14 protein-coding genes are annotated in these 13,884 nt (G+C 69.6%); 8 read left to right on the top strand and 6 right to left on the bottom strand.

The annotated features are described in order from the left end of the window. The first annotated feature begins 33 nt into the window (after nucleotides 1-33). The 3 genes from BLTE_RS17100 to BLTE_RS17090 all read left to right on the top strand — a co-directional run bounded on the left by BLTE_RS17100 (nucleotide 34) and on the right by BLTE_RS17090 (nucleotide 3,122). Nucleotides 34-903: a chorismate mutase gene (locus BLTE_RS17100; RefSeq protein WP_126401817.1), complete on the top strand. Its 870-nt coding sequence runs from the start codon at nucleotides 34-36 to the stop codon at nucleotides 901-903. A gap of 154 nt (nucleotides 904-1,057) precedes the next feature. After that, nucleotides 1,058-2,158 (top strand): histidinol-phosphate transaminase, encoded by a 1,101-nt coding sequence (gene hisC, locus BLTE_RS17095; RefSeq protein WP_126401816.1) that lies wholly within the window; start codon nucleotides 1,058-1,060, stop codon nucleotides 2,156-2,158. Then, nucleotides 2,151-3,122, top strand: a complete 972-nt coding sequence (locus BLTE_RS17090) for a prephenate/arogenate dehydrogenase family protein (RefSeq protein ID WP_126401815.1) — start codon at nucleotides 2,151-2,153, stop codon at nucleotides 3,120-3,122. Before hisC ends, BLTE_RS17090 begins: the two co-directional genes overlap by 8 nt. A 33-nt stretch (nucleotides 3,123-3,155) precedes the next feature. Here BLTE_RS17090 and BLTE_RS17085 read toward each other — a convergent pair whose 3' ends face one another. Further along, a complete protein-coding gene (locus BLTE_RS17085) occupies nucleotides 3,156-3,698 on the bottom strand; it encodes a MamS/MamX family magnetosome protein (RefSeq protein ID WP_244600038.1) in 543 nt (180 codons plus the stop codon). A gap of 266 nt (nucleotides 3,699-3,964) precedes the next feature. On the opposite strand from BLTE_RS17085, the gene BLTE_RS17080 reads away from it, so the two are divergent. After that, nucleotides 3,965-5,095, top strand: a complete 1,131-nt coding sequence (locus tag BLTE_RS17080; protein ID WP_160140654.1) for a DUF2336 domain-containing protein — start codon at nucleotides 3,965-3,967, stop codon at nucleotides 5,093-5,095. 210 nt (nucleotides 5,096-5,305) lie between these two features. On the opposite strand, the gene BLTE_RS17075 is transcribed toward BLTE_RS17080, so the two are convergent. Further along, entirely contained in the window at nucleotides 5,306-6,070 is a 765-nt protein-coding gene (locus tag BLTE_RS17075) for a class I SAM-dependent methyltransferase (protein ID WP_126401813.1), read from the bottom strand. 90 nt (nucleotides 6,071-6,160) lie between these two features. On the opposite strand from BLTE_RS17075, the gene gloB reads away from it, so the two are divergent. Continuing rightward, nucleotides 6,161-6,928: a hydroxyacylglutathione hydrolase gene (gene gloB / locus BLTE_RS17070; RefSeq protein ID WP_126402279.1), complete on the top strand. Its 768-nt coding sequence runs from the start codon at nucleotides 6,161-6,163 to the stop codon at nucleotides 6,926-6,928. After that, entirely contained in the window at nucleotides 6,928-7,380 is a 453-nt protein-coding gene (locus BLTE_RS17065) for a cupin domain-containing protein (protein ID WP_244600037.1), read from the top strand. Before gloB ends, BLTE_RS17065 begins: the two co-directional genes overlap by 1 nt. On the opposite strand, the gene yddG is transcribed toward BLTE_RS17065, so the two are convergent. The 3 genes from yddG to BLTE_RS17050 all read right to left on the bottom strand — a co-directional run bounded on the left by yddG (nucleotide 7,381) and on the right by BLTE_RS17050 (nucleotide 10,459). Continuing rightward, the gene (yddG, locus tag BLTE_RS17060) at nucleotides 7,381-8,262 is read right to left on the bottom strand and encodes an aromatic amino acid exporter YddG (RefSeq protein WP_126401812.1); all 882 of its coding nucleotides are present in this window, start codon (nucleotides 8,260-8,262) and stop codon (nucleotides 7,381-7,383) included. It abuts the gene before it with no gap. Between the two features lie 156 nt (nucleotides 8,263-8,418). Then, nucleotides 8,419-9,144, bottom strand: coding sequence for an acetoacetyl-CoA reductase (phbB, locus tag BLTE_RS17055; RefSeq protein WP_126401811.1), 726 nt, complete (start codon nucleotides 9,142-9,144; stop codon nucleotides 8,419-8,421). A gap of 136 nt (nucleotides 9,145-9,280) precedes the next feature. Next, entirely contained in the window at nucleotides 9,281-10,459 is a 1,179-nt protein-coding gene (locus BLTE_RS17050; protein WP_126401810.1) for an acetyl-CoA C-acetyltransferase, read from the bottom strand. Nucleotides 10,460-10,830: 371 nt separating this feature from the next. Between BLTE_RS17050 and phaR the strand changes: the two genes are divergently transcribed. Both phaR and BLTE_RS17040 read left to right on the top strand, forming a co-directional pair. Further along, nucleotides 10,831-11,400, top strand: a complete 570-nt coding sequence (gene phaR / locus BLTE_RS17045) for a polyhydroxyalkanoate synthesis repressor PhaR (RefSeq protein ID WP_126401809.1) — start codon at nucleotides 10,831-10,833, stop codon at nucleotides 11,398-11,400. Nucleotides 11,401-12,014: 614 nt separating this feature from the next. Then, complete coding sequence (locus BLTE_RS17040) at nucleotides 12,015-12,341, top strand: hypothetical protein (protein WP_126401808.1); 327 nt, start codon at nucleotides 12,015-12,017, stop codon at nucleotides 12,339-12,341. 255 nt (nucleotides 12,342-12,596) lie between these two features. On the opposite strand, the gene ccrA is transcribed toward BLTE_RS17040, so the two are convergent. Continuing rightward, entirely contained in the window at nucleotides 12,597-13,868 is a 1,272-nt protein-coding gene (gene ccrA, locus BLTE_RS17035; protein WP_126401807.1) for a crotonyl-CoA carboxylase/reductase, read from the bottom strand. Nucleotides 13,869-13,884: the final 16 nt, after the last annotated feature.

Raw genomic sequence — 13,884 nt, 5'->3', positions numbered from 1 at the left:
TGCATCCGGCGCGCGCCGGCCTATCACATCGTCATGACCAAGCCCCCGCCGCCCTCCCCCGCGCTGGCCCAGCTCCGGGCCGAGATCGACCGCCTCGATGCCGAGATGCACCGGCTGCTGATGGCGCGCGGCGAGATCATCGACCGGCTGGTCGCCGTGAAGAAGACCGACGAGAGCGGCTCGGCCTTCCGCCCGGCCCGCGAGGCCGACATGATGCGGCGGCTCGTCGCACGCCACCACGGCCGGCTGCCGCTCGACACGGTGGAGAGCATCTGGCGGGTGATCATCGCCACCTTCACCTGGGTGCAGGCGCCCTACACCGTGCACGCCGACTTCTCCGCCGGCGAGGCGGTGATGCGCGACGTGGTGCGCTTCCATTTCGGCTTCACCGTGCCGTTCGTGCCCCATATGGGGGCGGCCGGCGCGGTGGCGGCGGTTGCAGCCTCCAAGGGCGACCTCGCGCTGGTGCCGGCGGCGGGTCTCGGCGGCAACGGCGCGTGGTGGCGGGCGCTGGAGGCCGAGGGCGCGCCGAAGATCATCGCCCGCCTGCCGTTCGTCGAGCGCGCCGACCATCCGGCCGGCCTGCCCACCTTCGTGGTGGCGCGCCCGGCGCCCGACGCGGTGGCGAACGAGGTCCGCACCCTCAGCGTGCGGGTTGCCGGCTGGGGGCCGCAGGTGGCGGCGGCGCTGTCGCCGCTGGCCGACACCGTGGCGGCGCCGGATGCGGCACTCGACGGCGCAGCGCTGCTGGTGTCGCTGCCGCCGGGGCGGACGGAGGAGGAGGTGCTCGCCGCCATGCGGCAGGCGGGCGCCTCGGTCCGCAATACGGCCCTCGTCGGCGGCCACGCCAGCCGCTATACCGTGGCTTCCGAAGGGGCCGCGCCGGAGCCGGCGGGCCGCTGAGGTTCCAGTCATACGGTTTCCAGCCTGCAGGGCCGGAGAACCGTATTCCGGTCGCCGAAAATCCCCTTTTCAGCAAAGGATTTTCGGCGAGTTCGGAACCGCGGATCACGACGTGATCCCGCGGATCCCGCATCAATTTCGGAGTTCTTGCGCCATGAACGCGCCCGTCCGCCCGTTGCCCTGTCCCGGCGTGCTCGCAATCTCCCCCTACGTGCCGGGCAAGAGCTCCGCGCCCGGTGCCGCCAAGGTGTTCAAGCTGTCGTCCAACGAGACGCCGCTCGGCCCGAGCCCCAAGGCGGTCGCCGCCTATGCGGCGCTGGCCGACAAGCTCGAATTCTACCCGGACGGCGCCTCCACCGCGCTGCGCGAGGCGGTCGGCGCCACCTTCGGCCTCGATCCGGACCACATCGTCTGCGGCGCCGGCTCCGACGAGATCCTGAACCTCTTGGCGCGCGCCTATATCGGGCCGGGCGACGAGGGCATCTTCTGCACCTACGGCTTTCTGGTCTACCGGCTGGCGATCCTGGCCGCCGGCGGCGTGCCGGTGGTGGCGCCGGAGACCAACTACACCGCCGACGTCGACGCCATCCTGTCCAAGGTGACGCCGCGTACCAAGATCGTCTTCCTCGCCAACCCCAACAACCCGACCGGCACCTATCTGCCGTTCGACGAGGTGAAGCGGCTGCAGCGCAGCCTGCCCGGCCATGTGCTGCTGGTGCTGGATGCGGCCTATGCCGAATATGTCCGGCGCAACGACTACGAGACCGGCATCGAACTGGTGGCGACCAGCGAGAATGTCGTGATGTGCCGCACCTTCTCCAAGATCTACGGCCTCGCCGGCCTACGCATCGGCTGGATGTACGGCCCGAGCCACGTCGTCGATGCGCTGAACCGCATCCGCGGGCCGTTCAATGTCGGCTCGCCGGCCATTGCCGCGGGCGTCGCGGCACTCGCCGACACCGATCACGTCGCGGCCGCCGTGGCCCACAATGACCGCTGGCTGCCCTGGCTCACGGCCGAGATCGCCAGCCTCGGGCTCGACGTGACGCCGAGCGTCGGCAACTTCCTGCTCGTCCACTTCCCGTCCGAGCCCGGCCGGACCGCCAAGGACGCCGACGCCTTCCTCACCGCCCGCGGCCTGGTGCTGCGCGGGGTGGGCGCCTACGGCCTGCCCGGCGCGCTGCGCCTGACCGTCGGCGACGAGGAAGCCAACCGGCTGGTGGTGGCCGCCCTGGCGGAGTTCCTCGGTGCCTGAAGATGCACCGGTTTTCGAGCGCGTCGCGCTGATCGGCGCGGGCCTGATCGGCTCGTCGCTGGCGCGGGCGGCCCGCGCCACCCATGCGGCGAAGGCCGTCGTCGTCACCGACGCGTCCGAGACGGTGCGGGCACGGGTGCGCGAGCTCGGCTTCGCCGACGTCGTCGCCACCAGCGCGGCCGAGGCCGTGGTCGGCGCGGACCTCGTCATCGTCTGCGTGCCGGTGGGGGTGCAAGGGGAGGTCGCGGCCGAGATCGCCCCGGCGCTCGGCACCGCCGCCGTCGTCTCCGACGTCGGCTCGGTCAAGGGCGCGGTGGTGCGGGCGATGGCGCCGCATCTGCCGGCGCACGTCCATTTCGTGCCCGCCCACCCGGTGGCCGGCACCGAGCAGTCCGGACCCGACGCCGGCTTCGCGACCCTGTTCCAGAACCGCTGGTGCATCCTCACCCCGCCCCAGGATGCCGACGAGGCCGCCGTGGCCAAGGTGAGGGCGTTCTGGGAGCGTCTCGGCTCCAAGGTCGAGATCATGACGCCCGAGCATCATGACCTCGTTCTGGCCATCACCAGCCACCTGCCGCATTTGATCGCCTACAACATCGTCGGCACCGCCGACGACCTGCAGACGGTGACCGAGGGCGAGGTGATCAAGTTCTCGGCCGGCGGCTTCCGCGATTTCACCCGCATCGCCGCCTCCGACCCGACGATGTGGCGCGACGTGTTCCTGGCCAATCGCGACGCGGTGCTGGAGGTGCTCGGCCGCTTCACCGAGGATCTGGCCTATCTGCAGCGGGCCATCCGCTGGGGCGAGGGCGACAAGCTGTTCGATCTGTTCAGCCGCACCCGCGCCATCCGCCGCTCGATCATCGAGAGCGGCCAGGAGACCGCCGCCCCCGACTTCGGACGTCACGCGGCGGCGGAGAGCAAGCCGGTTCCCATCCCCCGCCCCTATGGCGGGGGGGAGTGAGACGGGTCCCGGCCGACCCGGCCGGACGCCACATCACCAGTAGCAGGCGCCCTTTCCGCCCTGCCAGCCGGGGCCGACATCGAGGCTGGGCGCGCCGCCGCGCCGGCCGCCGATCGCCCACCTCGGCCGCAACGCATCGTCCCGCAGCTCATAGGTGGTGCCGGCCAGCGTGAAGGTCTTGGCCACATAGGTGTTCTCGGGCATCTGATCGGTGCGGAACCCCTCGAAGCTGACCGGATTGGTGGTGGTGATCTGATCGAGCAGGTCCTCGAGCGCCGCCGAGGGGCCGAGATGCACATCGACGATCCGGTCCGGCATCTGGACCTTCACATGCACGCCCTCGACGAACCGCCCGGTGGTGCGCTTGCACGGGGCGATCTCAATATTCTCCACCGTCCCGGAGAAGGACTGGACCGCCGGCTTGCCGGCCTGCCGCGCCACGCCGGTCGCATCGCCCATGCCCTTCTGGGCCGAGGCCGGCAGGCCGGACAGCGCCAGCCCCGCGCACGCGGCGAGAACGCCGAGCCGGAATCCTGCGCTGACACCGGTCGGCCGTCTGGTCGGCAGATTCGCCATGGGATCGCCCTCCGCGACTTGTGATTGGTCGCCCAAGCGGGATCATACGCCGCCCGATTGCAGGTTCAACACCGCCCGGGGGCCGGCGCCTTCCCGGCTGACGCCGGGCCGCAGAGTCATTGCAGCACAAATTAACACTTGCGTGTCAGACTCCGTCCCAACCGCTTGATGTGGGTTCCGGTTGACCCCTTCGGAAGACCGGAGTGGATCGGCCGCATCGCGCGCCACGGCCGGAGAGATGAATTGGGGCCCGAATGCAGGAACCGGTGCGATCGCTGATTTCGGATCTGGAAGCCGCGCTGGCCTCGGGGTCGGGAGAGCGCCGCCTGGGCATGCTCGACCGGGTGACCGAGCTGTTCCTGGCGCGGGCCGGGGCGGCCGGCGAGGCCCAGGTCGCGGTGTTCGACCAGGTTCTGCTGCGGCTTGCCGAGGGCATCGAGAGCCGCGCCCGCGCCGAGCTTGCGCGGTCGCTGGCACCGGTCGCCAACGCCCCGCTGGCGCTGGTCGGCGATCTCGCCCGCGACCCTTCGATCAGCGTCGCCGCGCCGGTACTGCAATATTCCGAGCGCCTCGACGACCACACGCTCAGCGACTGCGCCACCCGGCTGAGCCAGGCCCATCTCATGGCCATCTCGCGGCGCCGCCTCCTCAGGCCGGGCGTGACAGACGTGCTGGTGACACGCGGCGACCAGCAGGTGGTGCGCACGGTGGCCGGCAATGACGGCGCCCGCTTCTCGGACGCCGGCTTCCATGTGCTGGTCAGCCGTGCCGGCGACGACGACCTGCTGGCCGAGACGGTGGGCCTGCGGGCCGACCTGCCGCCCGCCAGCCTGCAGCGGCTGGTGCGGCAGGCCTCCGAGCCGGTGCGAAGGAAGCTCGCCGCCCAGGATCCGGCGCGCGGACGCGCCATCGGCGCCATCGTCCCGGACGTGGCCGGGCGGACGACGCCGCAGCGCAACTATGCCGCTGCCGAACGGCTGGTGTCGGCGCTCGCCCGCGAGGGCAGCCTCGACGAGGAGACCGTGCGCGGCTTTGCCAGCGCAGGCCGGTTCGAGGAGGCGGTGGCCGGGCTCGCCGCCTTGAGCGGCCTGTCCACCGACGTGGTCGGCCAGGCCATGATGAACGAAGCCGGCGATCCGGCCCTGATCATCGGCAAGGCGGCCGCCATGTCCTGGCCCACCGTGCAGGCGCTGCTGGTGATGCGCAGCGGCGGCCGGCCGATCGCGCCGCGCACGCTGGAGGACTGCCGCATCAACTACATGCATCTCAGCCGCGAGACCGCCCAGCGCGTCACGCGATTCTACCGGCTGCGCGCCATCGTCAACCGCCCGGGACAGGCCGCGCCCCCGCGCAACGGCCCGCCGAGCCACACGCAGGCGAGCCGCCTCGACGCTTAGAGCGTCCGCCGATCTGATTGGATCAAGCGGACGCTCTAAGTTCTTGGTTTATCGCATCCTCTTTCGCAAAACCGGTATCCACTTTTGCGGAGAATGCTCTAAACAGAAATTGTCCGGGCCGACCCCACCCCAACGGCTCCGGGCAGCGAGGCGCGTTCATCACCGGCGGGTCGGGTTTCCGGTGGCAAACCGAGACGGCTTCCGGCCCAATCAGCCCGCATCGCACCGCATTTCGCCGGTGGTGACCCGCGCCCCGGCGGCGGCCGGCCCCAGCGCCGGTTCCAGGGCCGGCATCAGCCGGGCCCGCCGCACCGGCGCCGGCCGGTAGACCTGCTTGGTCGCCTCGACGATGTGCACCCCGGCGAACGGCAGCCCCAGCGAGGCGCCGGCCCGCTCCCACGCCACCGCCGAGCGCAAGAGAAGGCCGCGCGGCACCGGCGGCAGATAGAGCGCCTCCGACCAGCCCACCGGCGTGAACCAAGTCTCCCGCAGCAGATGGATGATCTGCGATTTCGAATAGGGCCGGCCCTGGCCAAACGGCGTGGAATCGATGCGCGCCCACAGGCCCGAGCGGTTGGGCACCACTGCCAAGAGCCGCCCGCCGGCGCTGAGCGCCCGCCACACCTCTCGCAGCACCTCGGCTGGGTCGGCCGACATCTCGATCAGGTGCACGCACAGCACCCGGTCGATCGAGGCGTCGGGCAGCGGCAGTTCGCCGGTCTCGACCAGCGCCGCGAGCGAAGGCCCGCGCGTCGGCCAGTACATCACCCCCTGGTGCGCCGGCATGAAGGCCAGCGTGCGCTCGGCCTCGTCGCGGAACACGCCGAGATAGGGCGTGGGATAGCCCAGCCCAACCATGCGGTCGCCGGTGACGTTGCCCCAGCGCGCCCGGATCGCCCGCGACACGAAGCGGCGCGCCACCATGCCGAGCGGCTGGGCGTAGAAACTGCGCAGATCGACGACATCGAGCGCCATGGGTGGGACGGATCCTGTCCGCTTCAGGCGGCGGCGGGTTGATGGTAGCCTTTCCGCAGATAGGCCGGAAACAGCATGACCGCCACATCCATGCCCGCCAGCATCCGCCTTTTTCGTTGCCGAACCGACAATTACGGCGTGCTGATTCACGACCCGGCGACCGGTGCCACCGCCGCGGTCGATGCGCCCGACGCCGCGCCGATCCGCGCCGAACTCGCCGCTGCGGGCTGGCGGCTCACCGACATCCTGATCACCCACCACCACGCCGACCATATCGCCGGCCTCGGTCAGCTCGCCGCCGAGACCGGCTGCCGGGTGGTGGCGGCCCGCGCCGACGCCGGCCGCATCGGTCCCGTCACCCTGCTGGTCGCCGACGGCGACCGCGTCGCGGTCGGCACGCTCGAAGCCCTGGTGATGGCGACGCCCGGCCACACTGGCGGCCACATCGCCTTCTGGTTCAAGGATCCTGGGGCGGTGTTCGTCGGCGACACGCTGTTCTCGCTCGGCTGCGGCCGGCTGTTCGAGGGCACGCCGGCCCAGATGTGGGCCTCGCTCCTGAAGCTGCGGGCGCTGCCCGACGACACGCTGGTCTATTGCGGCCACGAATACACGTTGGCCAATGCCGCGTTCGCGCTGACCGTCGAGCCGGACAATCCGGCGCTTCAGGCCCGCGCCGCCGAGGCCGAGCGGCAGGCTGCCGCCGGCAAGCCGACCATTCCCACCACCATCGGCGTCGAGAAGGCCACCAACCCTTTCCTGCGCGCCGACCAGCCGCAACTCGCCGCCGCCATCGGCCTGCCGGGCGCCCCGGCGGTCGAGGTGTTCGCCGAGCTGCGGCGGCGAAAGGACCGGTTCTGATGAGCGAAAATGCCTTGCGCGGCCTGTCGGCCCACGACGTCATCCGCCTGCTCGGCCTCAAGCGCCACCCCGAGGGCGGACACTATTGCGAGACCTTCCGCGATGCTGGCGACATTCCGGGCGGGCGCGGCGCCTCGACGGCGATCTATTTCCTGCTCGCCGAAGGCGAACGCTCGCACTGGCACCGGGTCGACGCCGCCGAGGTCTGGCACTTCTATGCCGGCGCGCCGCTGACGCTGATGACCGCGGAGAGCGACGCCGGGCCAGTCAGAACCAGCGTGCTCGGCCCCGATCTCGCAGCCGGCGAGCGGCCGCAGGCGGTGGTGCCGGCCGGCGTGTGGCAGGCGGCCGAGAGCCTCGGAGCCTGGACCCTGGTCGGCTGCACCGTGGCGCCGGCCTTCGTGTTCCCCGGCTTCGAGCTGGCCCCCAAGGGCTGGGCGCCCAAGGGGTGATCATCTCCGGAAAAAATCCAGCGCCGCCACCACCGCCCCGGCGGTGATCAGCACCGCCGCGAACAGCAACGTCCAACTCGCCGACGCATAGCCGGCGATGACCAGCAGGCTGGTCGAGGCCACCGGCGCGGCGTAGGAGACCGCCCCCAGCACCCGGATGTCGCCGCGCTTGACGCCGTGGTCCCACACATAGAAGGCGAGCCCCACGGGCCCGAGGCCCAAGGCCACGACCGCCGCCCATTCGACCGGCGAGGCGGGCCACACCGTGTCCTCCAGCGCCAGATGGAACAGCGCCGACAAGAGCGCGGTGACAAGGCAAAAGCCGGCCACCGCGTCGGTCGGCACGCCCGGCAGGCGGCGCGACAGCACCGAATAGGTGGCCCACACAAAGGCGGCCACGAACGCCGCCGCATAGCCCGGCAGATAGGCGTCGTCGATGGCGAGGCCGCGCCCGCCGGTGACCACCAGAACCGTGCCGGCAAAGCCGAGCACGGCGCCGATGACGTGATAGGCGCGAAGCCGCTCGCCCGGCAGCGCCGCCGAGAACAGCACGATCAGCAGCGGCCAGAGATAGTTGATGAGGCCGGCCTCGGCCGGCGGCGCAAGCCGCAGCGCGATGAAATACAGCGCGTGGTAGCCAAACAGCCCGCCGACCCCGAGTAGCCAGACCGGGAGCGGCTGGATCAGCGCCCGCGCGCCCTGCGGCCGGGCGAGCCAGCGCACCGCGCCGACCGCCGACCCGAGCAGGAAGGTCATCGCCGCGAGCTGGAACGGCGGCACGCCGCCGGATGCGGCGGTGAGCGTCGCCAGCGTCGACCACAGGAGGATGGCGGCGAGGCCGACGAGCGTGGCCGAGCGGGTGGAGGCGGACTGTGCGGGCATGGAAACGGGCCAGGGGAACGGGCCGCGGGAGAAGACCGGACCGATGCCCCGGTGTCGCCGGACGGTGCCTAAGCGTCAAGGCTGCCGGTGACGGGCACGCAGCCGCAGGCGCCCGGAAAGCCGTCCCAGGGCGTCCGCGGCCGCGCAATTCACAGATCACGGCATGTATTGGCCGCCGTTGATCGCAATCGAGGCGCCGGTGATGTAGCCTTCCTTGTCGTCGACCAGGAACAGCACGGCGCGGGCGATCTCGTCGGGCTCGCCGAGCCGGCCGACCGGGATCAGCGGCAGGATCGACTTCTCCAGCACGTCCTTCGGAACCGCCTGCACCATCTCCGTGCCGATATAGCCCGGGCAGATGGCGTTGACGGTGATGCCCTTCTTGGCGTTCTCCAGGGCCAGCGCCTTGACGAAGCCGAGCTCGCCCGCCTTGGCCGCCGAATAATTGGCTTGGCCGATCTGGCCCTTCTGGCCGTTCATCGAGGAGATGATGATGATGCGGCCGAAATTGCGCTCGCGCATGCCGTCGATCACCGGCCGGCACATGTTGAACAGCGAATTCAGGTTGGTATTGATCACCGCCGTCCACTGTTCGAGCGTCATGCGGTGGAACATGGCGTCGCGGGTGATGCCGGCATTGTTGACCAGGATCTCGATCGGGCCGAGATCGGCCTCGACCTGCTTGATGCCGGCGGCGCAGGCCTCGTAGGACGAGATGTCCCACTTGTAGACCGGGATGCCGGTTTCTTCCTTGAACTTGGCCGCTGCGGCGTCATTGCTCGCATAATTCGCCGCGACCGTGTGCCCGGCGGCCTGCAGCGAGCGGCACACCGCAGCCCCGATACCGCGCGTTCCTCCGGTGACCAGAACCACATGCCCCATTGTCGTTTCCCCTTTTGAAATTGGACGTTTTGCGCAGGTTCTTGTCCGGCGTCTTTGAGCAAAACTCGAACTTGACCATTTTGTGCCGGGAGCGCGCGACGGGACGCTGTGGCGTCCCGTCGCAGTCGACGAAGGATCAAGCCCGCTCGACGCACATGGCGATGCCCATGCCGCCGCCGATGCACAGCGTGGCGAGGCCCTTCTTGGCGTCGCGCTTTTGCATCTCGTGCAGCAGCGACACCAGGATGCGGGCCCCGGAGGCGCCGATCGGATGGCCAAGCGCGATGGCGCCGCCATTGACGTTCACCTTCGACGTATCCCAGCCGAGGTCCTTGTTGACCGCGCAGGCCTGCGCCGCGAACGCCTCGTTGGCCTCGATCAGATCGAGGTCGGCCGGCGTCCAGCCGGCCTTCTTCAGCGCCGCGCGCGAGGCCGGGATGGGGCCTGAGCCCATCACCGCCGGATCGACGCCGGCCTGGGCCCACGACACGATGCGGGCGAGCGGGGTGAGGCCGCGCTTGGCGGCTTCGCTGGCGCGCATCAGCACCACGGCGGCCGCACCGTCATTGATGCCCGACGCGTTGCCGGCGGTCACCGTGCCCTCCTTCTCGAAGGCGGGACGCAGCTTCTGCACCGCCTCCAGCGTGGTGCCGTGGCGCGGGAACTCGTCGGTGTCGACGACGATGTCGCCCTTCTTGGAGGCGATCACCACCGGCACGATCTCGTCCTTGAAGCGGCCGGACTTCTGGGCCGCCTCGGCCTTGTTCTGCGAGGCCACCGCGAACTCGTCCTGCTCCTGGCGGGTGATCTGCCACTTCTTGGCGACGTTCTCCGCCGTGTTGCCCATGTGGTAGCCGTGGAAGGCATCCCACAGGCCGTCCTTGAGCATGGTGTCGAGAAACTCGACCGTGCCCATCTTGGCGCCGGAGCGCAGATAGGCGACGTGGGGGGCTTGGCTCATCGATTCCTGGCCGCCGGCCACCACGATGTCGGCGTCGCCATTGGCGATCGCCACCGCGCCCAGCGCCACCGAGCGCAGGCCCGAGCCGCAGAGCTGGTTGATGCCCCAGGCCGGCACCTCGACCGGCAGGCCGGCGGCGATGGCAGCTTGGCGCGCCGGGTTCTGGCCCTGCCCGGCGGCAAGGATCTGGCCCAGGATCACCTCGCTGACCTCGCCGCCCTCGACCTTGGCGCGCTTGAGCGCCTCGGTGATGGCGATCTTGCCGAGCACATGGGCCGGCTGGCTCGACAGCGTGCCGTTGAAGCTGCCGACCGGCGTGCGCGCTGCACCGACGATAACGACGTCGTCTTTCATAATCCGCTCCCGTAACGTTATCCGCCTGATTGACTTTGGCCGGCTCTTCTTCCGGCATGCCGCCGCAGCTCGCGCCGCCCAGCACGGGCATCCTTCATTACCGTGCGTTGCGCTGTCAATTCATGCGTTCGGACAGGGGTAGGCCGGCGAAGGGCGCCCTCGCCGCGCCTTCGCCGCCGAAGCGCCACTGGCGGCCGTCTCTACAGACCGGGATACCGGCTCTGCGAAAGAGATGCGACGGCGCAAGGACTTCGGATGCCCGTCCGGCGCGGCTGCATCGGAAGTCGCTCTAGCCGCCCGGCCACAAACGCCATATTGTTGGCGCAGAACCGCCACAGGAGGCGGCGGGAGTTGGGGGGACACGTTACGACATGGCCAAGACGCACGATCCGGTCACCATCAAGAAGTACGCAAACCGGCGGCTCTACAACACGGGCACCAGTACCTATGTCACGCTCGAAGACCTTGCCGTCATGGTCAAGAACGGTGAGGACTTCGTCGTCTATGATGCCAAGACCGGCGAGGACATCACCCGCTCGGTGCTGGCGCAGATCATCTTCGAGCAGGAGAACAAGGAAGGCCAGAACCTCCTGCCGGTGACCTTCCTGCGGCAATTGATCCGCTTCTACGGCGACAGCATGCAGATGCTGGTGCCGCGCTATCTCGACATGTCGCTCGACAATCTGTCGAAGGAGCAGGAGAAGTTCCGCGAGATGATGACGTCGAGCTTCGGCCACGGGCCGTTCGGCGGCCTGCTCGAGGAGCAGGCGCGGCGCAACATGGAGATGTTCGAGCGCACCTTCACCATGTTCCTGCCCTTCGCCAAGCGCGAGCCCAGCGAGACCCCCAAGGCCGAGCTGACCGACGAGATCGGCGACCTCAAGCGCCAGATCTCGGACATGCAGAAACGCCTCGACAAGCTCTCCGACAAGGAAGGCTGAGACGGATTCCGGACCGAAAGGATCCGCCGGAAGCCACGCGACGGGTTCCGGCCTGAAGGGTCCGCAAGCCCACGATCCCGAGACCTCGCGCGCAACGGAACGCCGGCCCCTGGGCCGGCGTTGGCGTTTCAGGACGCCGCCATGTCCGCCGGCTTTGTCCGCGACCGGACCGGCGATGGGTCCGAGCGCCTCGCACGCCGCGCGAAAGCGAAGGCGGTTGCTATTCTTGCGGGTGTATTCTACATTTTGAGTTGAATTTTAGCCCGCGCCCGAATCGTCCCTGCCCGGGCGGCGCGGGTGCCGAATTGGGACGGAGTCTGCGGAACGATGCGCGCGGCGAAGCCTCGGCCGGGGGCATGGAGACGGATGACGGATGTGCCGTCGGCCGCGGGGCCGATGGCGCGAGCCGGCGTCGCCCGCCCGCGAACTTGCCGTGCGTCGCAAGTTTTCCGCGTGCCGCAAGGGGTTGCCGGTGGCGCGCAGGCGCCGCGAGCGGCCGGCGCGCCGGCCCGGTTGTGGGCCTCAGCCGATCAACCAGGCCGTTTGGCCCACGGCTTGAACTGCGGAGGGCGGGAACCCGTTCGGGCGTCCCGAATTGGCACAGGAGCCGCGCCATGACGACCGCCAGACCCGCCAGCCACAAGCCCGCCCATCACAAGGCCGCCGACCCTGCGGCGGACGATGCGTTCCGGCTGGATGAGGAACCGGCCGCCGTGGTCTATGGCGCGCTGGTGCCGGTCGAGCCCGCCGATCCGACGCCGCTGACGCCGCAGATCCGCCGCCTCGCCGAGGCCGGGCTGATCGCCCAGCTCATCGCCCACCGCGAAGGGTTCGAGTGGACCCGCGAGAAGCGCCGCGCGGCGCCCGACGTCGCCACCGCCGCCTATCGCGCCAGCTCCGCCACCCCGCCCGTGCGCAGCCGGGTTCTGACGGCGGCGTGAGAGGCGTCCGGCCGAACGAGCCTCAGAGCTGCCGCGCCGGATCGCCGAAAACCCGCCATCCGCAAGGGTCCTCGGCGAGACCGTGCGCTTCGAGACCGTGTCCTTCGCTCCCTGGAGCATCTTCCGCAAAAGCGGATACCGGGTTTGCGGAAGAAGATGCGACGGCTCAAGAGCTTGGAGCGTCCGATCTGATGCAGTCAGATCGGATAACGCTCCAAGGGATCCGATCCTTCGAGGGATCGTCCGGAAACCGCGTCACCCTTCCGCCGCCACCACGTCCTCAAGCGTCTTGAGGCCGGTGGTCGGCGCATTGACCAGCACCGCCATGTTGCCCGGCGCGTGCTCGTTCTTCCACATCTTGGTGTGGGCGAGCGGGATCTGGTTCCAGCCGAACACCTCGCTCATGCACGGATCGACGTGACGGTCGAGCACGAACTGGTTGGCGGCCGAGGCCTGCTTCAGATGGGCGAAGTGCGAGCCCTGCACCCGCTTCTGGCGCATCCACACATAGCGGGCGTCGAAGGTGATGTTGAAGCCCGAGGTGCCGGCGCAGAACACCACCATGCCGCCGCGCTTGACCACGAGGCAGGACACCGGGAACGTCGCCTCGCCCGGATGCTCGAAGACGATGTCGACGTCCTTCTTGCCGGTGATGTCCCAGATCGCCTTGCCGAACTTGCGCGCCTCCTTGAGCCAGGCGTCGTATTCGGGCGTGTTGACCTTGGGCATCTGGCCCCAGCAGTTGAAGTCCTTGCGGTTGATCACCCCCTTGGCGCCGAGGTCGAGCACGTACTGGCGCTTGGTCTCGTCGGAGATGATGCCGATGGCGTTGGCGCCCGAGGCCGCGCAGATCTGCACGCCGAACACGCCGAGGCCCCCGGAGGCGCCCCACACCAGCACATTGTCGCCGGGCTTCAGCGTGTGCGGCGGGTGGCCGAACAGCATGCGGTAGGCGGTGGCCAGCGTCAGCGTGTAGCAGGCCGCTTCCTCCCAGGAGAGGTGGGCCGGCTTCTTCAAAAGCTGGCGCGACTGCACCCGGCAGAACTGGGCGAACGAGCCGTCGCAGGTCTCGTAGCCCCAGATGCGCTGGGAGGCGGAGAACATCGGGTCGCCGCCATTGCACTCCTCGTCGTCGCCGTCATCCTGGTTGCAGTGGACAATGACCTCGTCGCCGACCTTCCAGCGGTGCACCTTGGCGCCGACCTTCCACACGATGCCCGAGGCGTCGGAGCCGGCGATGTGATAGGGCTGCTTGTGGACGTCGAGCACCGAGATCGGCTGGCCGAGCCCGGCCCAGATGCCGTTGTAGTTGACGCCGCCGGCCATCACCAGGATCAGCACCTCGTCGTCGCCGATCGGCCAAGTCGGCACCACTTCGAGCTGGAACGACTGCTCGGGCGGGCCGTGGCGCTCCTTGCGGATCACCCAGGCGTGCATGTTGGCGGGCACGTGTCCGAGCGGCGGGATTTCGCCGATCGCATACAGATCCTTGGCGGCAGAGGCCTCGGCTGGAACCGGAGCGGCCATCGCGGTCTCCCTTGTG

The sequence above is a fragment of the Blastochloris tepida genome (genome assembly GCF_003966715.1).
GTDB lineage: Bacteria > Pseudomonadota > Alphaproteobacteria > Rhizobiales > Xanthobacteraceae > Blastochloris > Blastochloris tepida.
This window is presented reverse-complemented; position numbering and strand designations above follow the sequence as displayed.